The 24,308-nt window shown below is 53.6% G+C and carries 18 protein-coding genes; 9 read left to right on the top strand and 9 right to left on the bottom strand.

What is annotated here, in order from left to right; all coding sequences use genetic code 11:
• Positions 1-288: 288 nt before the first annotated feature.
• Positions 289-1,191 (bottom strand): LysR family transcriptional regulator, encoded by a 903-nt coding sequence (locus P2R09_RS04075; protein WP_275767358.1) that lies wholly within the window; start codon positions 1,189-1,191, stop codon positions 289-291.
• A gap of 100 nt (positions 1,192-1,291) precedes the next feature.
• Here P2R09_RS04075 and P2R09_RS04070 point away from each other — a divergent pair, with 100 nt between their 5' ends.
• Together P2R09_RS04070 and P2R09_RS04065 are read left to right on the top strand one after the other, a co-directional pair.
• Entirely contained in the window at positions 1,292-2,359 is a 1,068-nt protein-coding gene (locus P2R09_RS04070; RefSeq protein ID WP_275767356.1) for an SDR family oxidoreductase, read from the top strand.
• Between the two features lie 86 nt (positions 2,360-2,445).
• The gene (locus tag P2R09_RS04065) at positions 2,446-3,102 is read left to right on the top strand and encodes an SDR family oxidoreductase (protein ID WP_275767354.1); all 657 of its coding nucleotides are present in this window, start codon (positions 2,446-2,448) and stop codon (positions 3,100-3,102) included.
• A gap of 224 nt (positions 3,103-3,326) precedes the next feature.
• Here the strand turns inward: P2R09_RS04065 and fumA are convergent, their stop codons facing one another.
• Both fumA and P2R09_RS04055 read right to left on the bottom strand, forming a co-directional pair.
• Positions 3,327-4,973, bottom strand: a complete 1,647-nt coding sequence (gene fumA, locus P2R09_RS04060) for a class I fumarate hydratase FumA (RefSeq protein ID WP_275767352.1) — start codon at positions 4,971-4,973, stop codon at positions 3,327-3,329.
• A gap of 156 nt (positions 4,974-5,129) precedes the next feature.
• Complete coding sequence (locus tag P2R09_RS04055; protein WP_003851475.1) at positions 5,130-6,638, bottom strand: DASS family sodium-coupled anion symporter; 1,509 nt, start codon at positions 6,636-6,638, stop codon at positions 5,130-5,132.
• Between the two features lie 589 nt (positions 6,639-7,227).
• On the opposite strand from P2R09_RS04055, the gene P2R09_RS04050 reads away from it, so the two are divergent.
• Together P2R09_RS04050 and P2R09_RS04045 are read left to right on the top strand one after the other, a co-directional pair.
• Positions 7,228-10,008 (top strand): flavocytochrome c, encoded by a 2,781-nt coding sequence (locus P2R09_RS04050; protein WP_275767350.1) that lies wholly within the window; start codon positions 7,228-7,230, stop codon positions 10,006-10,008.
• A 63-nt stretch (positions 10,009-10,071) separates the two neighbouring features.
• Entirely contained in the window at positions 10,072-11,034 is a 963-nt protein-coding gene (locus tag P2R09_RS04045) for an FAD:protein FMN transferase (RefSeq protein ID WP_275767348.1), read from the top strand.
• Here P2R09_RS04045 and dcuR read toward each other — a convergent pair.
• Both dcuR and dcuS read right to left on the bottom strand, forming a co-directional pair.
• On the bottom strand, positions 11,028-11,747 hold the full coding sequence (gene dcuR, locus P2R09_RS04040; RefSeq protein ID WP_003851470.1) for a two-component system response regulator DcuR: 720 nt from the start codon (positions 11,745-11,747) through the stop codon (positions 11,028-11,030). The two genes, P2R09_RS04045 and dcuR, sit on opposite strands and share 7 nt — an antisense overlap.
• A complete protein-coding gene (gene dcuS / locus P2R09_RS04035) occupies positions 11,744-13,333 on the bottom strand; it encodes a DcuS/MalK family sensor histidine kinase (RefSeq protein ID WP_275767345.1) in 1,590 nt (529 codons plus the stop codon). The genes dcuR and dcuS overlap by 4 nt, the downstream gene beginning before the upstream one ends.
• A gap of 351 nt (positions 13,334-13,684) precedes the next feature.
• Between dcuS and mqo the strand changes: the two genes are divergently transcribed.
• On the top strand, positions 13,685-15,334 hold the full coding sequence (gene mqo / locus P2R09_RS04030) for a malate dehydrogenase (quinone) (protein WP_008924706.1): 1,650 nt from the start codon (positions 13,685-13,687) through the stop codon (positions 15,332-15,334).
• Between the two features lie 71 nt (positions 15,335-15,405).
• On the opposite strand, the gene P2R09_RS04025 is transcribed toward mqo, so the two are convergent.
• Positions 15,406-15,714 (bottom strand): VF530 family protein, encoded by a 309-nt coding sequence (locus P2R09_RS04025; protein WP_039661404.1) that lies wholly within the window; start codon positions 15,712-15,714, stop codon positions 15,406-15,408.
• Positions 15,715-15,921: 207 nt separating this feature from the next.
• Here P2R09_RS04025 and P2R09_RS04020 point away from each other — a divergent pair, with 207 nt between their 5' ends.
• Together P2R09_RS04020 and P2R09_RS04015 are read left to right on the top strand one after the other, a co-directional pair.
• A complete protein-coding gene (locus tag P2R09_RS04020) occupies positions 15,922-17,235 on the top strand; it encodes an MFS transporter (protein ID WP_275767342.1) in 1,314 nt (437 codons plus the stop codon).
• A gap of 165 nt (positions 17,236-17,400) precedes the next feature.
• Positions 17,401-17,550 carry a hypothetical protein gene (locus P2R09_RS04015; RefSeq protein WP_275767340.1) on the top strand — a complete coding sequence of 50 codons (150 nt, stop codon included), beginning with the start codon at positions 17,401-17,403 and terminating at the stop codon, positions 17,548-17,550.
• Between the two features lie 62 nt (positions 17,551-17,612).
• Here P2R09_RS04015 and P2R09_RS04010 read toward each other — a convergent pair whose 3' ends face one another.
• From P2R09_RS04010 to P2R09_RS04000, 3 genes are all read right to left on the bottom strand, one after another.
• On the bottom strand, positions 17,613-19,079 hold the full coding sequence (locus tag P2R09_RS04010; protein ID WP_275767338.1) for an aspartate aminotransferase family protein: 1,467 nt from the start codon (positions 19,077-19,079) through the stop codon (positions 17,613-17,615).
• Positions 19,080-19,093: 14 nt separating this feature from the next.
• The gene (locus tag P2R09_RS04005; RefSeq protein ID WP_003851454.1) at positions 19,094-20,479 is read right to left on the bottom strand and encodes a diaminobutyrate--2-oxoglutarate transaminase; all 1,386 of its coding nucleotides are present in this window, start codon (positions 20,477-20,479) and stop codon (positions 19,094-19,096) included.
• Between the two features lie 473 nt (positions 20,480-20,952).
• The gene (locus P2R09_RS04000) at positions 20,953-21,528 is read right to left on the bottom strand and encodes a TetR/AcrR family transcriptional regulator (protein WP_275767333.1); all 576 of its coding nucleotides are present in this window, start codon (positions 21,526-21,528) and stop codon (positions 20,953-20,955) included.
• A 104-nt stretch (positions 21,529-21,632) separates the two neighbouring features.
• On the opposite strand from P2R09_RS04000, the gene P2R09_RS03995 reads away from it, so the two are divergent.
• A complete protein-coding gene (locus P2R09_RS03995) occupies positions 21,633-22,526 on the top strand; it encodes an ABC transporter six-transmembrane domain-containing protein (RefSeq protein WP_275767331.1) in 894 nt (297 codons plus the stop codon).
• A gap of 259 nt (positions 22,527-22,785) precedes the next feature.
• Positions 22,786-23,982 carry an MFS transporter gene (locus tag P2R09_RS03990; RefSeq protein WP_275767329.1) on the top strand — a complete coding sequence of 399 codons (1,197 nt, stop codon included), beginning with the start codon at positions 22,786-22,788 and terminating at the stop codon, positions 23,980-23,982.
• Positions 23,983-24,308 lie beyond the last annotated feature (326 nt).

Genomic DNA, 24,308 nt, shown 5'->3' with positions numbered 1-24,308 from the left:
ACGTCAGAACATGAAGAAGCCATCACCCTACTGATATTTTTATTTCGGGTTAAATTATATTTGAAACTTAGTTTTCATTATGTGAGCTCAACCCGTGCGCCATTTTTATTTTGATTGGATTCCATCAGGGCGTAATAAAAAGCGTTAAATTAAAGTGGGTTATTATTCACGGTAATAAAAAGGCGGTGTTTTTTTCAGGGCAAAATGGGAATAATTTCGGGAAAGCAGAGTGTGACGAATCAGGGTCAGGATGAAATATCCTGACCAGAAGAAGGGAGAATGTTGAGGTTAGCGGATGGTGAGTGCGTTTAATGCGGATAACAGCGCGTCTACTTTTGGCAGAAACTGTTTACGCCGTGGCCATACCACGCTTAGCGTCAGCCCGTCGGGTTGTAACTGCGGCAGGATAATCTCCAGTTCGCCGGCTGCTAGGGCGCGCTGAATCAGCCATGAAGGCATCTGGGCCACACCCAGTCCGGCGATGACCGCCTGCAGTTGCGCATCAACGTCGCCCACTGCCAGCCTGAACGGCACCTCGCGCCAGTGTGGCTGACCATCTTCTGTGGTGAACAGCCAGGGTTTGGTTGAGCCATCCACGCGCTCATATAGGATGGCAGGATGATTCAGCAGCGCCGCCTCATTCTCCGGACGACCTTCACGGTCCAGATAAGCAGGAGAAGCACAGAACTGCATCTGCTCGCGGCCCATATTGCGCCATCCCAGGGACGCAGGCAGGTCAGGCGCACCGCCGATCCGTACTGCCACATCCACGCCTTCCTCAAACAGGTCCACAAAGCGATCGGACAAACTCAGGCTCAGCGCCAGTTCCGGGTGCTGCTGGCAAAATGGCATCAAGAGCGGCATGACGTTGAGACGGCCATAGGTCGTGGGCACCGCCAGACGCAGACGACCGGACGGAATGATGCGCTGCGCCGCCAGCACTGCCTCGGCTTCGGCCAGATCCTCCAGGATGCGCAGGCAGGTCTGATAATAGGCGCTGCCCGCGTCGGTGAGGTGCAGGCTTCGCGTGGTGCGTTCCAGCAGCCGCGAGCCCAGTCGCGTTTCCAGGCGGCTGACGCTTTTACTGACTGCCGAACCGGTCACATGCAGCCGCTCAGCCGCGGCGGTAAAGCTGCCGCACTCGACGCTGGCAACAAACGGCAGAATATCTTTGAGGCGATGATCGTGCATTGATTGATGAACTCAGGTTAAGAATGCTGTGAATAAATGCCAGAGATAAGAACTGAATTCTCTATTAGGCTTAGGATTACGCAAAACGAGGAGAAATCAAATGAAAAAGCACGCTTTGATTGTTGGCATCAGCGGTGTTATTGGTCGCGCACTGGCAGAGAAATTACAAACAGAAGGCTGGCAGGTCACCGGTCTTTCACGCGGACGCGGTGCGGTTCCTGAAGGTGCAGCCAGTCTGACAGCCGATCTGACCGACGCTGACGCCGTTCGTGACGCACTGAAAGAGGTAAAACCGGATGCGCTTTTCTTCAGCGTCTGGGCGCGTCAGGAAAATGAGAAAGAGAACATTCGCGTTAATGGCGGCATGGTTCGCAATGTGATTGAAGCACTTGGCGATCGCCTGAAGGGTTCACACGTGGCACTGGTTACCGGACTGAAGCATTATCTGGGCCCGTTTGAAGCTTACGGCAAAGGGGCAGTGCCGGTGACGCCGTTCCGCGAAGAGCAGGGTCGTCAGCCAGTCGATAACTTCTATTACGCGCAGGAAGATGAAGTTTTCGCGGGCGCTGAGAAGTATGACTATCGCTGGAGCGTGCACCGTCCGCATACCATCATCGGTCATGCCGTAGGTAACGCGATGAATATGGGGCAGACGCTGGCGGTTTACGCGACGCTGTGCAAAGAGAAGGGCTGGCCTTTTATCTTCCCTGGCTCGCCTGAGCAGTGGAACGGCATTGTGGATATGACCGATGCGGGCCTGCTTGCTGAGCAGTTGCACTGGGCTGCCACTTCACCGAATGGCGCAAATGAGGATTTCAATGCCGTAAACGGCGACGTCTTCCGCTGGAACTGGATGTGGCCAAAACTGGCAGACTATTTCGGTATTGAAGCTGCGGAGTATCCGGCGCAGATGATGCCGCTGGAAAATCGTATGCAGGAAGCCGCCAGTGCATGGCAGGCGATTGCAGAGCAGAATCAGTTGCGTGAGGCAGATGTAACTAAGCTGGCTTCATGGTGGCACACCGATGCGGATCTGGGCCGTCCGATGGAAGCTTTTACTGATATGAGTAAGAGCCGCAAAGCGGGCTTTACCGGCTATCGCAGCACGCTCGACTCTTTTACTCAGCTGTTTGATAAGCTGAAAGCGGAAAAAGTGATTCCGGAATAACCCAGCAGGCGCCGCATCAGGCGCCTGTTTCGTTTCTGGCAGAGACTATACTCAGGCACTGAATCAGTGAATGGAGGAGCAGATCGATGACAACATGTTTCATTATCGGGGCGGCGGGCAAGGTTGGCCAGAAGCTGACGCGTCAACTGAGCAGCAGAAACCATGCGGTCACGGCGCTGCACCGTAAACCGGAACAGGCTGAGACTCTTCAGGCCGCAGGCGCGAAGCCTGTTGCGGGTGATATTCAGCATCTCAGCGTGACGGCTCTGTCCGGTTTAATGACGGGTCACGAAGTGGTTGTTTTCACAGCGGGTGCCGGCGGTGCCGGGATCGAGTTGACCAATGCTATTGACGGTGAAGGGTTGAAGCTGGCGGTAGCTGCAGCAGAGCAGGCGGGTGTCTCGCGCTTCCTGCTGGTCTCGGCGTTTCCGGATGCAGGCCGTGGTAAAACGCCATCAGAGGGTTTTGAGAATTACATGCGGGTGAAACGTCTGGCGGATGCCGTGCTGGTGGCGAGCAAGCTGGAGTGGGTGATCCTGCGGCCGGGAACGCTGACCGATGAAGCCGGGACAGGGCGGGTGCATGCTGATCTCGCTATTCCTTATGGGGAAATCCCGCGTGAAGATGTGGCGGCGACGCTGGTCGGGTTGATTGAGAATCCGGCGATTAAATATCAGATAATCGAACTCACCCAGGGTGATGTGCAGATTGATGTGGCGTTGCAGCGGTTGCAGCGGGGATAGAAAGGTAGGGTTGTTGCTGGATCGAGCCTGCTCAGGGAACGCGGTCAGTTCGGAAAGACTCAAAAGCCGTCATCCGTGACACGCTCGGCCCGCACCGTCCCTGGTACGGGACGCTTTCCGCCTCTGACCGTGCTCCCTGCGCAGACTCTCTGACAGCCAATAGCCCTTACTTTATCAACAAAAAAGCCCCGAATCCGGGGCTTTTTGCTTAGCTGACGCAGGTATTACTTCACGCATTTCGCGCAGTGCGCGCGCTCAATGTGCTGGAAGAAGTCATTACCTTTGTCATCGACCAGGATAAAGGCAGGGAAATTCTCTACCTCGATTTTCCAGATCGCTTCCATTCCCAGCTCAGGATACTCCACGCATTCCAGACTCTTGATGCTCTGCTGCGCCAGCACCGCGGCCGGACCACCGATGCTGCCCAGATAAAAGCCGCCATGTTTATGGCAGGCATCCGTCACCTGCTGACTGCGGTTACCTTTTGCCAGCATGATTTTGCTGCCGCCGTGGGCTTGCAGCAAGTCCACGTAGGAATCCATGCGTCCGGCTGTCGTCGGGCCGAGTGAACCGGACGCGTATCCTTCAGGCGTTTTAGCCGGACCGGCGTAATAGACCGGGTGATCTTTGATGTATTGCGGCAATCCTTCGCCATTATCGATGCGCTCTTTGAGTTTGGCATGTGCGATATCACGCGCCACGATAATGGTGCCGGTCAGTGAGAGGCGGGTAGAAACCGGATACGCGGAGAGCTGGGCCAGAATCTCTTCCATCGGACGGTTAAGATTCACCTGCAACACTTCACCTTCGCCCTGCTGACGCAGCGCTTCCGGAATCAGACGGCCTGGATTTGATTCCAGCTTCTCAATCCAGATACCTTCGCGGTTAATCTTCGCTTTGATATTGCGGTCAGCCGAGCAGGAAACGCCCATGCCGATCGGGCAGGACGCGCCGTGACGTGGCAGACGCACCACGCGGATGTCGTGGGCGAAGTACTTGCCACCAAACTGCGCACCAAGGCCAAGGTCCTGCGCTGCTTTCAGCAATTCCTGCTCGAGTTGCACATCACGAAATGCCTGACCATGCTCGTTGCCTTCGGTCGGTAAGCCATCGTAGTAGTGCGTTGAGGCGAGCTTCACGGTTTTCAGTGTGCTCTCTGCCGAGGTGCCGCCGATAACAAACGCGATATGGTATGGCGGGCAGGCAGCGGTGCCGAGGGTACGCATTTTGTCCACCAGGTAATTTTTCAGTTTGCCTGGGCTCAGCAGCGCTTTGGTTTCCTGATAGAGATAAGTTTTGTTGGCGGAGCCGCCGCCTTTAGCGATACAGAGGAACTTGTACTCATCGCCATCGACGCTATAGAGGTCGATCTGCGCAGGAAGGTTAGTGCCGGTATTCACCTCTTTATACATATCCAGCGCGGCATTCTGGGAATAGCGCAGGTTATCTTCAATATAAGTGTTGTAGATACCCAGTGACAGCGCGGCTTCATCGCCACCGCCGGTCCAGACGCGCTGGCCCTTTTTGCCCATGATGATCGCGGTGCCGGTATCCTGACAGGTAGGCAGCACGCCTTTGGCAGCAATTTCAGAGTTTCTTAAAAACTGCAGAGCCACATATTTGTCATTGTCGCTGGCTTCCGGGTCATCAAGGATGGAGGCAACCTGCTGCTGGTGGGCCGGACGCAGCATGAAAGAGGCGTCGTGGAAAGCCTGCTGACTCAGCAGCGTCAGTGCCTGCGGGTCAACTTTCAGGATCTCCTGACCCTCAAACTCGGCGACGGAGACATGATCGCGACTCAGCAAATAGTATTCAGTATCTTCGTGGGACAGCGGAAAAGGGTTCTGATAGACAAAAGGTTTGTTCGACATTTTTTCTCACTTAATGACCGGCTGAACCTCCGCGTGCAGGCTGCGGGGCACAACATCATAGGCGAATTAATCGTTTATTATGCTTCCTCACCGTGGGTGCGGTGAGGAAGTGCTGGAATGGTATCTTATAACGCGTTGATCTGCATGTTGTATCCGTCAGAACATCCACACCATCCACGGATAAGCAATCAGCATCATCGAACCTAAGAAGATGGCACCGAAGATCGTACCCAGACGCCAGTAATCTTTGGTAGGCAGATAGCCGCTACCGTAGTAAATCGGACTTGGGCCAGTGCCGTATGGCGTGATGATGCCCATCACACCCAGAGAGGTACACAGCATCAGGCAGAAGACGGGCATGTTGATGCCTGGGATTGACGCTGCGATGGTCAGCATGGCCGGTAACAGCGCGGTAGTGTGCGCGGTAGTGCTGGCAAAGAGGTAGTGCAGCAGGAAGAAGGCGATTAACAGCACCACGGCTGAAACCTGCGGGTCATAACCCTGCAGTAGCATGCCACCCTCTTTACCTAACCAGGTGATGAATCCGACACGGGCCAGGCCATCTGCCAGCGCGACCAGGGTTGCGAACCAGGCAAAGGTGTTCCAGGCCGGTTTATTACTGGTAATGTCGTTCCAGTTCAGGACGCCGGTCCACAGCATCAGCACGACAACCAGTAACGCCGCCATCGCAGGCTCAATCCACGAGGTGGCGAAAATCCACATCAGCAGGGCACAGACCACAAACACCAGCAGCAGGATTTCATTGCGGGTCAGTCGGCCCAGTTTTTCCAGTTCAGCGATAGCCCATTTTGGCACTTCATCGTTGATTTTGACTTCAGGTGGGTAGAACCAGTAAGCCAGCAGCGGCATGGTCAGAATCAGCAGCAAGCCCAGTGGCAGGAAGGCCAGGAACCACATGCCCCAAGAAATATCAAAACCGATGATGCTTTTCACCAGCGCCAGCGCCAGCAGGTTAGGAGCCAGTGCAGAGAGGAACATTGAGCTGGTGATACAGGCTGCGGTAATCGCAACCCACATCAGGTAAGAGCCGATTTTACGGGCGCTTGGGTCATTAGGCTTAGAACCATACAGCGGCGGCAGGTTAGCAATAATCGGGTAAATCGTGCCGCCACTGCGCGCGGTGTTTGACGGAGTGAAGGGTGCGAGTAACAGGTCAGCAAAGGTAATGGCATAACCCAGCGTCAGACTCCGGCGACCCAGATATTTCACCAGAATCAGCGCAAGGCGACGCCCGAACTGCGTCTTGTCATAACCTGCGGCGAACATAAAGGCACCGAAGATGAGCCAGACTGTAGAGTTGCCAAAACCGCTGACCGCCCACTTAAAAGACTCACTGGCGACCTTAAATTTCGGGTTAGCCAGTTCAGCCGGGCTGAAGAGCAGAAACTGGCTGAACAGCGCGATGACCACCACGCCAGTCAGACCGATCACGGCACCAGGCAAAGGTTCAAAAATCAACCCGACAATCACGCCCACGAAAATGGCAAAAAAGTGCCAGGCGTAGGGTTCGAGTCCGGCTGGGGTGGGAACAAGCAACAGCAGTACGGCAACGATTACCGGCAGAGCCAGCATGATAGCTTTCTTTTTACCCGCCGCCACAGGATCGGCTTTTGGGGGTTCAGTAACAGCTGAGAGTGTTTTCATAGTGTTTTATCTGCAAGTTAATAAGAATGCGATTTGCGCCCCGGACCTTCACTGATGACTTTCTTTTATATTCTTAATAGTGTGAATAAACCGCGATGCACTGATTTCTATAATCTGCTGCTGTGATAATGAGCAGCGTTTTTAAATCCATGTAAATATAATGCGATTTTTAGAAATAAGAATTTTGATCCAGATCAAAGAAATTAATTCATTATTCCCATTTTTTAACATTTATTATTAATTTATTTTTGCGATGTCAAATATTTCACGACTCTGTGAAGCCGATCAACAACAAAATGACTCTGTAAAGCAAGTGTTTTTCTATAATTCTATGATTTTATTTAGATTGTTTGTTGTGTAAATGAATGGTTGATTTTTGGTAACTGATAGTTAACAATTAATATAACTTCGTTTTACTCTCCCGGCAAATAAAAAAATAAAAATCGTTTAAAAGTTATAAAATTAAAGTTATCGCTTAAGAAAGCAAAGAAAAGAGTATATTAACGTTATGACATCGGACCACTTAATTAAGCGATAATTTGCGTCCGCTAAAAATTTCCAGACTTTATAAATTTTGGAGTTTATCGCAATGAAATCTCTCACTCCCATTCTTAATCCACTTACCCTGCCCAATGGCGCTGTTTTAAAAAACCGGCTGGTCATGGCTCCGATGACCACCTGTACCGGTTTTTACGACGGCACGGTCACCAGCGAGCTGGTCGAGTACTATCGCGCCCGCGCGGGCAGCATCGGTACGGTGATTGTAGAGTGCTGTTTTATTGATAACCGTGGCCCGGCATTTCCGGGTGCCATTGCTATCGACAGCGACAATAAAATTCCCGGTCTCAAACGTATTGCGGACGCAATTAAATCTGAAGGCTCAACCGCCATTCTGCAGATATATCACGGCGGCCGTATGGTTGAGCCAGAACTGATTGGCGGAAAAACACCGGTTGCGCCCAGCGCCATCGCGGCGCCTCGTGAAGGGGCAACGCAGCCTCTCGCGCTAAGCGCTGAAGAGGTCGATACCATGATCACCAAATTTGGTGACGCAGTGAACCGCGCCATCAAGGCCGGTTTCGACGGTGTCGAAATTCATGGTGCCAACACTTACCTGATTCAGCAGTTCTATTCACCTAACTCTAACCAGCGCGATGACAAGTGGGGCGGCAGCCGCGATAACCGCGCGCGTTTCCCGCTTGAAGTGCTGGAAATCACCCATAAGATGGCGGAGCGCTTCGCTCATAACTCGTTCATTATCGGCTATCGCTTCTCGCCGGAAGAGATCGAAGTCCCCGGCATCCGTTTTGATGACACGCTTTATCTGCTGGAAAAACTGGCCGCGCGTGGACTCGATTACGTTCACTTCTCTGTCGGCCAGCTGCTGCGTCCGTCGATTGTCGATACTCAGGACCCGACGCCGCTGATTGAGAAATTCATCGCGATGCGCTCACCTGAGCTGGCAAAAGTACCGGTAATCGGTGTCGGCGGCGTGGTGAACAAAGCGGATGCGGAGCTGGCGCTGGAGAAGGGCTACGATCTGGTCGCGATTGGTAAAGCCTGTATTGCCTATCCGAACTGGGCCGATCGCATCATCAACAATGAACACCTTGAGCTCTACATCGACAGCAACAAACGCGAAGAGCTGCAGATTCCTGAACCGCTGTGGCGCTTCTCGCTGGTCGATGCGATGATCCGCGACACCAGCGAATCAGGCCGTAAATACAAAGCGGGCGTCTATCAGGAAAAAGTTGAAGCCGAAGCGCTGAAGCTGAAAATCAACGTCACGCTGGATACCGACCGTATCACCGACATCTCGCTGGTGCCGGATGACACGCTGGATGTGGACTTCACCACCACCTTTGAAAGCCTGCGTAGCCGCATCCTGGTGGCGAACAGCCCACACGTCGATGCGATTACCGGTGCAACCACTCAGAGTGAGGCGCTTAAAAAAGCGGTTTCACGCGCGATGACCACCTCCAGTAAGGAACACGTGATCGAGGAAGGCGGTAACCCTAACGCACCACAGAATTACGATGTGGTGATTGTGGGTAGCGGCGGTGCCGGTCTGGCGGCGGCGATTCAGGCGCACGATGAAGGCGCGCGCGTGGTGATCATCGAGAAGATGCCGACCATTGGCGGCAACACAATTAAAGCGTCAGTAGGCATGAACGCCGCTGAAACCCGCTTCCAGAAACTCAAAGGCATTGAAGACAGCAAAGAGTTGTTCTATGAAGAGACGCTGAAAGGCGGTCAGTTCAAAAACAATCCGGTGCTGTTGCGTGAGTTTGTTGACCTGGCACCTGAAGCAATTGAGTGGCTGGCGGATAAAGGCATTGAGCTTAACGACATCACTATTACCGGCGGAATGAGCATCGACCGTACGCACCGCCCGGCTGACCGTTCAGCGGTAGGTGGCTTCCTGATTAGCGGCCTGGTAAAAAATATCAACAGCCGCAACATCGAAGTCCTGCTGGAAACCTCCGTTGCGGAGATTCTCTACGAAAATGGTGCAGTCGCGGGTGTGAAAGTGGTCGATGAGTACAACGACAGCCGTATCCTGAACGCCAAAAGCGTGATTGTGGCGACCGGAGGATTCAGTGCTAACCGTGAGCTGGTGGTGAAATACCGCCCTGAACTCGATGGCTTCGTAACGACCAACCATAAAGGCGCTACCGGCAGCGGTATTGCGATGCTGGAAAAAATTGGTGCCGGCACCGTGGATATGGGCGAAATCCAGATTCACCCAACGGTTGAGCAGACCACCTCTTATCTGGTCTCCGAATCCATTCGCGGCGGCGGCGCCATCCTGGTCAGCCAGGCGGGCGAACGTTTCTACAACGAAATGGAAACCCGCGATAAAGTCTCCGCACAGATCATCGCGTTGCCAGAAAAGAGTGCCTGGATTGTGTTTGATGAGCAGGTGCGTATGAACAATAAAGCTGCTGACGAATATATCGCCAAAGGCTTTGTGATCAGCGCGCCAACCGTGGCAGAACTGGCGGTGAAACTCAACATGAGTGAGCATCACACGCTGGAAGCAACGCTGGCCCGTTACAACAACTTCGTCATCATGCAGAAGGATGAAGACTTTGGTCGTCAGACCGCGCTGCGTCATCCGCTTAGTGAAGCACCGTTCTACGCGATTCGTGTTGCTCCGGGCGTCCACCACACCATGGGCGGTGTCACTATCGACACCACAACAGCGGTGCTGGACAGCCAGAAGCAGGTGATTAACGGTGCCTGGGCATGTGGTGAAGTGGTTGGCGGCATCCACGGCGCGAACCGTATCGGCGGTAACGCCGTGGCAGATATCATCATCTTCGGTATTCTGGCCGGTGGTAACGCCGCCGCTTACGCCCGACGTTAACGGCAGTCTCCGGCATCTGCACCTGCGGGTGCCGGTCTTTTCCTATTCAAAGCAGAGTCGCCTATGTTAACTGATGCGCGTGTCTATGCTTACTCCGCTGTTTTAATGGGGTCGCCCATTCTGCTGAAGCTCTTCGAAGACAACCAGACGCTGGCCGCTCAGGTTTTCCGCCTGATCAAACAGCAGGAGAACCTTTTCACGGTGAATCGCGCGGCGTCTGAAGTGATGGCCGTTAATGACGCGGCCGGTCAGCATCCTGTGGTCGTCAGCCAGCCAGTCTTTGATTTGATCGCCTGCGCACATGCCGTCAGCCTGCTGCCGGACAGCCTGTTTAATCTTGCTATCGGGCCGCTGGTGAAGTGCTGGAAAATCGGTTTTCAGGGACACAGCGTCCCCACAGAAACCGACCTTCAGATGCGCATGGCGCTGACGAATCCCCATGACGTCATCCTTGATGCCACAAGTCGCAGTGTCATGCTGGCCCGGCCGGGAATGGAGATTGATCTGGGCGCCATCGCCAAGGGCTATATCGCCGACGTAGTGCAGGCGTTTTTGCGCCAGCAGCAGGTTAGCAGTGCGCTGATTAATCTGGGCGGGAACGTGCAGACGGTGGGCGCGCCGCCCGAAGAGGCGGGCTGGGCAATTGGCCTGAAAAAACCTTTTGGTGAGGCCGATGAGTTGATTGGCGTGATTGGCGTGAACAACCGCTCGGTGGTGACGTCGGGTGTCTATGAGCGCTATTTCGAGCTGGATGGCATCTGTTATCACCACATCCTCAATCCGCACAGCGGATATCCACTCGATACCGACCTGATGAGCGTCACGGTGATCTCTGATCGATCACTGGATGGTGACATCTACACGACACTGCTCTATGGCTTAGGTGTCGAAAAGGGCATGGCATGCCTGGCAGATAAACCGGGCATTGAAGCGATCTTTGTGACCCGTGACAGGCAGGTCATCTGCTCGTCACAACGTCACTTTTCGTTTCAGTTACTGGACACCGGGTACCGGCTGGTTCACTGACAGTACTGTTTGAGTAAGGTGTGATACTCCGGCTGCAGGCGGTAGCGGTAAACCGGACGGCCCGTGACACCATAGTGAATACTGGTGAACAGAATATTAATCTGCGCCAGCCAAATCAGGTATTTGCGGCAGGAGACGCGAGAGATATTCACTTCCGTTGCCAGCTCATCGGTAGAGAACTCGGTGCCAGGATGCGAATCGATCCACAGACAGAGGGTGCGCAGCGTCTGCGGCGTTAATCCTTTCGGCAGACGTTTCTGCTCGCTGGCGCCTGGCGGATTTCCATGCAACAGCTGATCAACGTCCGACTGCTGATAGAACTGGTGGTTATCCATCAGTGATTTTTTCTGTCGCCAGCCGGTCAGCGCCTCTTCAAAGCGGGCAAACTGAAACGGCTTGATCAGATAATCCACTACGCCATAGTTGAGCGAGGTTTTGATGGTGGCGGCATCGGCGGCTGACGAGATGATAATCACATCAACCGGACGTCCGGCACTGCGCAGTTCCGGCAGTAAGTCGAGGCCGTTTTCCTGCTGCATATAAATATCCAGCAGGATTAAATCAACCTGTGGCTCCTCCTGAGCCAGCCGCTCTTTTGCCTGCTGTAAGGTCGAGGCGGTGCCGCAGCACATGAAGCCTGGGATCTGCCCGATATAGCAGCGATTAAGTTCGGCTACCATCGCATCATCGTCGACAACTAACACATTGATCATTGGGTAATCATTCCTCTCTCCCACGGAAGTTGTACTAAGAATTGGGTAAATACACCCGGTTCCGACTCGACACTGACGTTGCCGCCCAGACTTTCGGTCTGCTGCTTCACCAGAAATAATCCGACACCACGATCATCGCCTTTTGATGAAACACCGCGCTCAAAAATGGTGCTGAGCTGGTTGCCGTCAATGCCCGGCCCATCATCACTCACTTCGCAGGCCAGCCAGCCGTTCTGATAATGCAGCATGAGGTGAATTTCCCCTTCAGTTTCCGGGTCCATCGCCTCAAGCGAGTTTTCAATTAAATTGCCCAGTACGGTGATCAAAACCGCGTTCTGCTCCTCGCTGCCGCAGTCAGGCAGAAAACTCGCTTCATCAATAATCAGCTGATGGCCTTCATCGGTCACCCGGTTGATTTTACTGAGCAGGAAGCCGGCAATGATCGGCGACTTAATCTTTTGCAGCAGTGAACCGATTTCAGTCTGATAGGCGTTAGCCGTTTTCAGGATGTACTCTTCCATCTGCGCATAATTTTTCATATGCAGCAGGCCCAGTATCACATGCAGCTTGTTCATGAACTCATGGGACCGCTCACGTAATGCATCCACATAGTTTACCATGCCGTCCAGCCGCTGCATCAGCTGGCTAATCTCCGTCTTGTCCCTGAAGGTGGTCACCGCGCCAATTATGCGGTCGCGACTGCGAACAGGCACGGTGTTGCTGATCAGGATCCGGTTACCCAGCGTCAACTCCTGGTCGTACCAGGCTTTACCTGCATGCAGTGCATCCTGCTGATGACGATGCATCACACTCTCTTCTGCAATCAAATCGCCGCTTGACGGCATCTTGCGGGTGGTCTCATGTAACAACTGCTGAGCCGCGTGGTTGATCAGGCTGACGCGCGACTGATCGTCTACTGCAATCACACCCTCTTTAATTGAATTCAGAATGGCCTGACGCTGCTCAAACAGGCTGGAAATTTCGTGCGGCTCCAGCCCCAGTAAGATGGTTTTTAATCGCCTGACCAGAATAAGCATACCCAGCAGGCCTACCAGACCACCAAACAGGACGGTCCAGACGATATTCCAGCGGCTTTTAGCAATCTGAGCCGCCACATCATTCAGTGCGATGCCGATCGCCACGACACCAATCTGCTGATGCTGTGCGTTATAAACGGGCGTAAATACCCGCAGTGCCTCCACCAGTACGCCATGATTGACGGCGACATTTTCCCGCCCGCCCAGCGTGGGATAGATATCATTTCCGACAAAGTGTTTGCCAATCACCGCCGCATTGGGATGTGAAAAGCGAATACCCTGCATATCCGTGACCACCACGAACAGGAGACCGTTACGTTTGCGGGCCGCTTCAGCCAGCGGCTGAATCTGGCTGCTGCCGTCCGGCAACAACAAACCACGCTGAACTTCAGGCGTGTCTGCCAGCGTGCGAGCCACTGCCATCGCCTTGTCTTTGAGATGCGACTGAGCAAAGTTATCAATCTGAACGAAATAGAGCAGATGGACAGCGACCAACACAGTGATGATAACGGCGGTCATCATCAGGGTGGTCAGAGTACTGAGTTTCATTGGTCGTTTCGGCACGGCATGTCGATTCTGTGTTTGGCTTTTCATGAATGTCCAGCACGGATGGGAGATCGCCAGGAAACATACGCTAACACACCGCATCAGTACAGTTTTAGCGGCCTGCGCGTGGGCAGTCGCACTCAAACAATATTTGTGTTAGGGGATTGTATAATTCAAAGGACACCCTTAATGTGTGGTTAAAATATGTGAGCAATTCAGTAAGCCTTTTGTAATTAAAATAAGGCTAAATTGCTATTTTTAATTTTATAACTATTTTCACATTAACTCACAAATAACATTATTTTAAACTTTGAGGACTTTTTTTAACCAGTACCGTCTGAGCTGTAGATTAAAATGATGAATTCAAAGAAAGTTATTCCCACTCTTTCCCTCGCGGCCTTGTTAGTTTCTTCAGCCCTTCACGCTGAAACCTCACCAGAAAAAACTGACGTCCTGTTAATTGGTGGCGGCATTATGAGCGCCTCAATGGGCACCATGCTGGAAGAGCTGCAGCCTGGCTGGAAACAGATCATGGTTGAGAAGCTGGATGGCGTGGCACTGGAATCCTCTAACGGCTGGAACAATGCCGGTACAGGTCACTCTGCCAACATGGAACTGAACTATACGCCTGAGCGTAAAGACGGTTCTATCGACGTCTCTAAAGCGCTGGAAATTAACGAAGCGTTCATGATTTCTCGCCAGTTTTGGAGCTCACAGGTTAAAGAGGGCGTAATGCACGATCCGCGCTCTTTCATTAACTCAACACCACACATGAGCTTCGTCTGGGGCGACAACGTCGACTTCCTGACCAAACGCTATGCGGCGTTGCAGAAAACGGCGCTGTTCCAGGGCATGAAGTTCTCTACCGATCACAAGCAGATCGAGCAGTGGGCACCACTGGTCATGGAAGGTCGCGATCCACAGCAGAAAGTGGCCGCAACCTGGACGCCAGTTGGCACCGATGTTAACTATGGTGAAATTACCCGTCAGTTGATCGGCAGCCTGAAAAAGAACGATAACTTCCGTCTTGAAACTTCCTCTGAAGTTACCGACTTCAAACGTAACGGCGACAACTCCTGGCACGTCACTATTAAAGACGCTAAAAACGGCAACGAACGTGCTGTTGACGCGAAATATGTCTTTATCGGTGCGGGTGGAGGTGCGCTGAAATTACTGCAGAAGACCGGTATCCCGGAAGCGGATAACTATGCGGGCTTCCCGGTAGGCGGATCATTCCTGGTGACTGAAAACAAGGCGATTGCCGATCGTCACCTGGCGAAAGTCTATGGTCAGGCGTCAACCGGTGCACCGCCGATGTCGGTTCCGCATCTGGATACCCGTTATCTGGACGGCAAACGCGTCGTGCTGTTTGGACCGTTTGCGACCTTCTCCACCAAGTTCCTGAAAAACGGTTCGCTGTTTGATCTGCTGAGCACCACCACGACTCATAACATCGTGCCGATGACCGATGTGGGTATGGATAACTTCGACCTGGTGAAATACCTGATCGGACAGGTCATGCTGAGTGATGAAGATCGCTTTAAAGCACTGCAGGAATACTATCCGGACGCGAAGAAAGAGGACTGGAAACTGATTCAGGCCGGTCAGCGTGTGCAGATCATCAAGAAAGATGCTGATAAAGGTGGCGTGCTGAAGCTGGGTACAGAAATTGTGACCGATCAGCAGAAAACCGTGGCGGCACTGTTGGGTGCGTCTCCTGGTGCCTCAACCGCAGCGCCTATCTCCCTGAGCGTGATGCAGAAACTGTTCCCGGAAGAGTTTAAGTCACCGGAATGGCAGGCGAAGATCCACAAGATGATCCCAGGCTACGGTCAGAAACTGAATGACAACGTGCCGTTGCTGCAGCAGGTCTGGAATGAGACCGCTCAGACTCTGCAACTGACCACGCCGCCCGTGATCAACATGGAAGGCAAAACCACAGATGCGCCGGCCGCACAGCCTGAGAAAGCTGCGCCTTCAGCGAAACACGATATGGCGCTGTAACAGCGACCTGACGTAAAAAAAGCCCGCACAGGTTAACCTGTGCGGGCTTTTTTATTGTCGCCTGATCGGTATTACTCCGGCGTTTTGTCGCGCCAGTTGCCCCAGGGATCTTCAGCAGGGGCCTGATCCGCGTCTGACGGTTCTTCACGCGCTGCCGGTTGCGCGCTTAACGAGTCGAGATAAAGCGCTTCGACTTCAGCCCGCGCCCAGGGAGTACGACGTAAAAACTTCAGGCTCGATTTAACGCTGGGATCGCTTTTAAAGCAGTTAATGTTGATCCGTTTTCCCAGCTCTGCCCAGCCGTACTGCGCGACTAAACTGTTAATCTGCATCTCCAGCGTTACGCCATGCAGAGGATCTTTTGAGGTGTGTGCGTTCATCATCTATCCGCCTGATTCAGTCAATGCCGCACATCCTGACAATCGTAAAGCGGTTGTGCAAGGACTGAAGGTGAAAAAGCTCACCCGCGGCGCATCATCGCTGCTTTTATGTGTTCAGGTTAATGTGACGTGCAGAAGAGCGCGCAGGCATGCAGTGATTGTGCTAATCATAAGCAACTGATGATGCTGTAAAAAGGAACGTCGCCCATGTCCGTACCCGTTGGAAATCTGCTCAGCTCCTCTAGCCGTAAACGTGCGCTGCTTGCCGGTTCGGTAGGGAATTTCATTGAATGGTATGAATTCGCGGTTTATGGCTTTCTGGCTACCGTTATTGCGCAGAACTTCTTCCGGCTGGAAGGGGAATCCGCGCTGACCGGGCTGCTGCTGACCTATGCCTCATTCGCCATCGCTTTTTTCTTCCGTCCGCTGGGTGCGATCATCTTTGGCCGTATGGGCGACCGCATCGGGCGCAAACCTGTGCTGATCTTTGTGTTGATCATGATGACGCTGGCGACGGCGGCTATTGGTCTGGTTCCCACCTACGCCCGGTTGGGCATTCTGGCGCCGCTGATCGTGACCGGTCTTCGCATCCTGCAGGGGCTATTCGCGGGGGGCGAGTATGGCGGGGCGGTTTCACTGATGACCGAGTTTGCGCCGCGCGGAAAGCGGGGTCTGTATGGCGCATGGCAATCCTTTACCGTGGCGCTGGGTTTGCTGGCAGGCGCGGGCATTGTCGCGCTGCTCTCGGTGCTGCTGACGCCGGAGCAGATGCTGAGCTGGGGCTGGCGCATTCCGTTCTTTGTCGCGCTGCCACTGGGCGTTCTGGCGCTCTGGCTGCGGGTTCAGATGGAGGAGACGCCGGCATTTATTCAGCAGCAGGCGCAACCTGTAGCAAAAATCGACGCCAGCCTGGGTGACACACTGAAAACGATTCTGCTGGGTATCTGCCGACTGATGGTGTGGTCGGCCGCGGGCTATACCTGGCTGGTGATCATGCCGACTTATCTGCAGGCATTGCTGCATACTGGCTTTAACCAGGCGCTGCTGATTGCGGTGATATCCAACCTCGGCTTTGCCGCCACGATTATTCCGGCCGGAATGCTGAGCGACAGGATTGGGCGACGGGCAGTTATGGTCTCGGCGGCGGTACTGCTGCTGGTGCTTTCTCTGCCGCTGTTAAACGTGTTGCAGTCAGAGAGCGCCGGATTGCTGCTAAAAGCGCTGGTGGTGTTTATCGCGGGCGGGGTAGTCGGATTGCTCGCCGGGCCAGGACCCGCGATGCTGTCCGAAATGTTTCCGACGCGAGTGCGCTATACCGGGCTTGGGCTGGCCTATTCACTCTCCAATGCGGTGTTTTCCGGCTGCGCAGGATTGATTATCACCGGACTGATTAAGGAGACGGGTAACCCCGATATTCCCGCCTGGTATGTGATGGCGACAGCACTGGTAAGTATTGTGGCACTGATGACGCTCAATAAAGATGACCATCTGCGGATGCTGGATGAGCCACCCACGCGCTGAAACAGACCAGGAACAGAGCATCTGGCAATCGTCCAGGTCTGCATCAGTGCCTTGGCTGTATGTTGGGTCAAATGGGACCCGATTCTGTCGCTCATCCGGCAATACGCGCTTGATGTCCCGATATATATCGCCAACCATACTTTCCTGATTCTAACGGGAGACGATATGGAATTGTCACAAGAGGAAAGCGAAGTCGTGGCCTGGTTTCTGAGCCAGCATTGGTCGGAATTTTCGGAGATCGCAGAGGAGTACCTTTCGGCTTCTGCCGTGCATCGGCTGGCTGAAAAGCTGGGACTGGAAAACAGAGGTGCCTGAACGAAAAAACCAGCCTGGCGGCTGGTTTTGTTGTATGCGACGGACTGCGGATTGCAGGGAAATTACACCAGCTTTTGTGCCGTGCTTTCCACCAGTGTCAGCAACACTTTGATATCATCCAGCGTCACTGTCGGGTTCAGCAGCGTCATTTTCAGGCAGGTCACGCCATCGTGTTCGGTCACGCCGACGTTAGCGCGGCCTGACTCCAGCAGAGCATCACCGATACGCTGGTTCAACAGGGCGATATCCGCACTGCTGAAGTGCGCCAGATGCGCCGGACGATAGCGGAACAGCACGCTGGCCAGCTGCGGTTTCATCACCAGCTCCAGCGCAGGTTGTTCATCAACGTACTGAGCAACCTGCTGCGCCAGCGTCACACCGTGATCGATGATTTCGGCATACTGCTTCTGACCCAGCGCTTCCAGGCCCATCCACAGTTTCAGTGCATCAAAACGGCGGGTGGTCTGCAGCGATTTGGACACCAGATTCGGCACGCCCTGCGCTTCATCGAACTCAGAGTTCAGGTAGGCCGCCTGGTAGCGCATCAGCTCATAATGACGTGCTTCCTTCAGCAGGAAAGCGCCACAACTGATGGTCTGGAAGAACTGCTTGTGGAAGTCCAGGGTGATGGAGTCGACCAGCTCAATGCCATCCAGATAATCGCGATATTTTTCTGAGAGCAGCAGTGCGCCACCCCAGGCTGCATCGACGTGCACCCAGATGTTCTCTTCCGCCGCCAGCGCCGCGATCTCACGCAGTGGATCGATCGCACCCGCATCGGTGGTACCGGCTGTGGCAACGATCGCCAGAATGTTTTCGCCGTTGGCTTTGGATGCGGCCAGCTTGTGGCGCAGGTCATCCATGTCCATGCGGGCAAAGCGGTCACATTTTACCTGCGTGACGGACTGATAACCCAGACCCAGCAGCGCCATGTTCTTCTGTACGGAGAAGTGTGCGTTCTCTGAGCAGAAGACTTTTATCTTCTTCAGATCGCCTGTTAAGCCATCCTGTTGTACCGAATGTCCCTGGCGGGCAAACCAGGCATCACGTGCCAGCATCAGCCCCATCAGATTGCTCTGTGTACCGCCGCTGGTGAAGACACCCGCGTCGCCAGGCTGATAACCCACCTGGGTGCGCAGCCACTCAATCAGCTTCATTTCAATCAGGGTGGCAGACGGTGCCTGATCCCATGAATCCATGCTCTGATTGGTGGCGTTGATCAGCACTTCCGCCGCCTGGCTGATAACCAGGCTCGGACAATGCAGGTGCGCCACACACTGCGGGTGATGCACCGACAGGCTATCTTTGAGGAAGTACTCAATGGCGCGTTCAATCGCGGCCTGGTTGCCCAGGCCCTGAGGATTGAAGTCCAGCGTGATGCGCTCGCGCAGCTCTGCGACGGTTTTTCCCTGATACATCTCAGGTTGTTCGAGCCATTTAACGACGGCCGCGCTACTCTGGGCAATCGCCTGCTGGTAGGCCTCGATACTCTGTGCTGAGGCCGCCAGAATCGGGTTTAACCGGGACATTGCATTCACTCCACTCAAACTGGTTTCACGCCAGCTGACAGCAGGGCGTTTTCAAATTTATCCATGAACACGTCAAGTTCTGCATCCGTGATCAGCAGGGAAGGCAGCAGACGTAATACGCTGCCGTGACGTCCGCCGCGCTCCAGAATCAGGCCGTTCTCGAAGCATTTCTTCTGAACCAGCGCAGAAAGCTCGCCGTCTGCCGGGAAGCTGCCCATGTGGTCAGCAGGCTCGTCGGGTTTCACCAGCTCAATGCCGATCATCAGACCCAGACCGCGCACATTGCCGATGACCGGATAGCGCTGCTGCAGCTCGCCCAGTTTGCCTTTCAGCCATTCGCCCTGTGCCGCGACTTTGTCAGCGATGTTATTATCTTTCAGCAGTTTCAGGGTAGTCAGGCCGGTGGCCATTGCCAGCTGGTTACCACGGAAGGTGCCGGTGTGGTGACCTGGTGACCAGGCATCGAACTCTTTCTTAATGCCGAGTACCGCCAGTGGCAGACCACCACCGACCGCTTTGGACATCACAATGATGTCTGGCTCGATACCCGCGTGCTCAAAGGCGAAGAATTTACCGGTACGGGCAATACCCGCCTGGACTTCGTCAATGATCAGCAGAATGCCATGCTCTTTGGTGACTTTGCGGATACGCTGTAGCCATTCCGCTGGCGCCGGGTTAACACCGCCTTCACCCTGAACCGCTTCCAGAATGACGGCAGCAGGTTTGCGAACGCCGCTTTCAACGTCATTAATCAGGTTTTCGAAGTAGTAAGTCAGCGCTTTTACGCCCGCTTCACCACCAATGCCCAGCGGGCAGCGGTAAAGGTGCGGATAAGGCATGAACTGCACTTCCGGCATCATGCCATCAACGGCTTCTTTCGGAGACAGGTTGCCGGTGACCGACAGCGCGCCGTGGGTCATACCGTGATAGGCACCGGAGAAGCTGATAATGCCAGAACGACCGGTGTGCTTTTTCGCCAGTTTCAGCGCCGCTTCAACGGCATCTGCGCCGGACGGGCCAGTAAACTGCAGGCAGTACTCTTTGCCCTGGCCCGGTAATAAGGAGAGCAGGTACTCAGAGAACTCATCTTTTAAAGGCGTAGTTAAATCAAGAGTATGTAACGGCAAGCCGCTGGTAATGACATGTTGAATGCTCTGCAAAACATCGGGATGGTTATGTCCCAGCGCCAGCGTTCCTGCACCTGCAAGACAGTCGAGATACTGATTATTCTCGACATCTGTAATCCAGACACCCTGAGCTTTCGCAATTGCGAATGGCAATTTACGAGGATAACTGCGAACGTTTGATTCAAATTCAGCCTGACGGGCTAAATACGTTTCGTTGGTAGCGTTTGCGTTCTGTGCATTCAAACTATCAATACGGACTTTATCCGTCATCATATCTCTCCTACAACCGGGACGGGCGTAGCGTCACAGTTGAATAAATGAATTAAAATGGGTGGCTATGTATAAAGCGCGGCCAATATAGGTGTTTTTAAGGTCCGACTCAATGTTTAATTTCATCATCAGATATCGGATTCTTTACTATAGGAATCAATCATTTGGTGGGATTATGAGCGCATCTATTCTTGCCGCTTCGTTAGCTGCTTTCCAATAACTGGCGTAAAAACACCAGCTTACCTGACTCCGGTTGCGCTAAGTCAATGATAATAATCTGTGTAAACAGCTGTTTCCGGGTAAAAACGCTATCAAAAAGAGGCCTTTTCAGACAGAAACGGTATAAGTCTGTTTTACTGCGGAAGCTGCATTCATAGTAGCAATAAACCGCCGACTAATTAAAATAATAAACCTTTTATTAACATTTAATTAATATCTGGTCGTTGCCGTATCGCTAATAAACCGGTTAATCGGTTTTATGACAGGACAGCATCAATAAAATTATTTAAGTCTGCCAGTGCTTCTCGTGCTTTATTTTCAGAAGGATTGATGGTCAGCAGGTCGGCATAGCCGTTGAGCATGGCGCTGATCTGTCTGGCGGTACGGGGCACGTTACTGCACTGCAGTGTTCCATCCGTGACGCCGTCACGGATAATCGCTTCCATCAAACCCTGCCAGGCATCCGTCATCTCATCGGCCAGCGCCGCATAGGCTTCGTTATGTGCAGCCGTCTGCCAGAACGACGCATAGAGTTGCCAGGTTGCATCCGGTGCGCTCGGCAGATGGCTTTCGATCAGCGTCGCCAGCCGCTGGCGGGGTGTGAGCATCTTCAGGGAGTCAGCAAACGTTTCAAAATCCACCTGCATGAAGCGCTCCAGCGCCGCCAGGCAGAGTGTCTGCCAGTTACTGAAATAGTGGTAGATATGACTGCGTGAGATACCCACTGATTCGGTGAGTTCCCGGGTGGTCACTTTTTCGATCCCTTTTTCAATAAACAGGACTATCGCCGCATCCAGTATCCTGGTTCTTAATGTTTCAGCTGACTCTTTCATTATTCTCCCGATAATGGCTACATTGACTTTGAGCAATTGCTCAAATAGACTGTTTTTTGTACTTGAGCGGCCGCTCAATAATAACTATATCAGAAACAGAAACTATGCATTCCTCAAAAACTATTCTTCCTGTTGCGGCTCCCCGCAGCGCTATTCTGACATTAAAAATGCTCGGCCGTCGCCATAGCCGCAAGCTGTTCCTCACGCTGCTACTGGTGGTGGCGGAGAATGTCATGTATCTCCTCTATCCGCTGCTGGCAGGCTTCGCGATCAATGCGATCATCTCTGGCAGGACCTGGCATGCAGTGCTCTATGCCGCAATGGTCTTTACTATGTGGGCCATTGGCGCAGCACGACGTAGTGTGGATACCCGCACCTTTGCCCGGATCTACGCCGAACTGGCCGTGCCGGTGATCGTGGCGCAGCGCAGCGAAAACCAGAGCGCTTCAACGGTTGCCGCGCGGGTGGCGTTGTCACGTGAATTTGTCGACTTTTTTGAGAAACATCTTCCAGTGCTGATAACCTCGCTGGCGTCGATGACCGGTGCCGCCGTGATGCTGCTGGCTATCGAGTTCTGGACCGGCGCAGGCTGTCTGGCGATCCTGCTGTTCTTTGCCTGTTTTCTGCCGGGGTTTACCCGTAAAAACGACGCGTTGTTTGGTCGTCTGAATAACCGGCTGGAGAAAGAGGTGAGCTTTGTCAGCAATGCGAACGCCGCGTCACTTGGCCGTCACTATGGCGTGCTGGCCAGCCTGCGAATCCGCCTCTCCGACAGGGAAGCGTGCGGTTATCTGGCGATTGGCAGCGTGGCGGCGCTGCTGTTTGCTGCCACCATTGCAGTGATGTCCAGCCGTGGCGGTACTGATGCGGGTCACATCTATTCGGTGATGACCTATATGTGGATGTTTGCCATGAGCCTGGATGATGGTCCACAGCTGCTGGAGAAATACTCCCAGCTGAAAGACATTGGCCGCCGGGTGAATACAGGCACGCGCTGACAGGCCCGTAAAGCAGTTATCGGCTCTCCAGGCCTGAATGACCTTCGTATCCTGAACGGGTTCCCGGCGGTCTGGTTCCGATCAGCAAAGCAGGCATTGCACGTCACTGAATGCTTATAGTGATCCAGATCACAAAATTGGTTGCTAAGCACGTTCTTCCTTTTTATAGTCTGACCGCTCTATCCGGACGGGAACATGTTCTGCTTTCTCCCTCCGCCTCACTTCCGTTTTTTTCAGTTCAGGCCATTGGGAATCAATTTTGTTAAGAAAAAATCATAAAACCGACGATGCCGGTTTTGTCCGCTGGGCATTACTGGCCCTTGCGCTGGGCGGCTTTGGCATCGGGACGGGTGAGTTCATAATGATGGGCCTGCTGCCGGATGTTTCACGCTCTCTGGCAATCACTGAGCCGCAGGCAGGTAACGCCATTGCCAGTTACGCGCTGGGCGTGGTGGTAGGTGCACCGTTTATTGCGGTACTGGCGGCGCGGATGGCGCGTAAATCACTGCTGCTGATCCTGATGGCGCTGTTCAGCATCGGTAATGTCGCCAGCGCGATGGCTGATAGCTATCACGGTCTGCTTGTTGCGCGTTTCCTCACAGGCTTGCCGCACGGCGCCTACTTCGGTGTGGCTTCGCTGGTGGCGGCATCGCTGGTACCCATTGAGCGACGTGGCCGCGCGCTGGCGTCCCTGATGCTGGGACTGACGGTAGCGACCCTGATCGGCGTGCCGCTGGGCTCCTGGATAGGACAACTTTTCAGCTGGCATGTGGTGTTCACCTTTGTGGGCGCGATAGGTCTGCTGACCTGCCTGCTGATTGGTCGTTATGTTCCCTATACGCCTGGTGATGTTGATGCGCATCCGCTGCGTGAACTGGGCGCGCTGAAGAACCCACAGGTGTTGCTGACCCTGCTGGTGGGCGCGGTAGGCTTTGGCGGAATGTTCGCGATCTTTAGTTATATCGCACCGACGCTAATTAATATTGCCGGCATCTCACCTTCGTTAATACCCTGGGCGATGGTGGCATTCGGTCTGGGGATGATCATCGGTAATCTGGTCGGTGGCCGTCTGGCGGATGGTTCGGTGCTGAATATTATTGGCTGGACGCTGTTATGGAATGTGCTGGTGATGCTGGCCTTCCCGGTGCTGGTTCAGCATGTGGCGACCGGACTGCTGGCGACCTTCCTGATCGGCACCTGTTCGGTGTTGCTGCCGTCGCTGCAGATTCGGCTGATGGATGTCGCCAATGACTCGCAAACCCTGGCTGCCGCAATGAACCACTCGGCGCTGAACATTGCTAATGCCATGGGCGCGTATCTCGGTGGTCTGACGGTGTCGCTGGGCTACGGCTGGATCTCTACCGCCTGGGTGGGCGTTGCGCTGGGTGTTGCCGGTCTTATGGTGTTTGTCATGACGGCGCGACATGCTGCCCGTCAGCAGACACAGCTGGCCTGATATAAAGAGAAGAGGGCGCAGCGATACATTTTATCGCTGCGCGTTATTCACACTATTACTCGTATCATTTTTCAACATTGATTGTCAGTAATGCCTTTTACTCTGATCGTTCAATGAAGATTATCATTCTGCCTGACTGAAAATTTCAAAAGGCTAAGAAAATCAATAAAGGCGGTCCGGACGTCTGGATGTTAAAAGTAAATTAAAATAATGTTTGCTATAGTCGGTAAGGTCTGGCTTAATAGCGTCATCGGTTTGGAACACAGACCTTATCAAAGCAGTTTTAGTAAAGCAGTCCTCAGTGTAAGCGATATCTCAAGATACCC

Origin of the sequence: Pantoea sp. Cr_R13 (genome assembly GCF_029222565.1) — a bacterium.
GTDB lineage: Bacteria > Pseudomonadota > Gammaproteobacteria > Enterobacterales > Enterobacteriaceae > Pantoea > Pantoea eucalypti.
The sequence above is the reverse complement of the archived record's forward strand: the minus strand, read 5'-3'. Positions and strand labels throughout refer to the sequence as shown.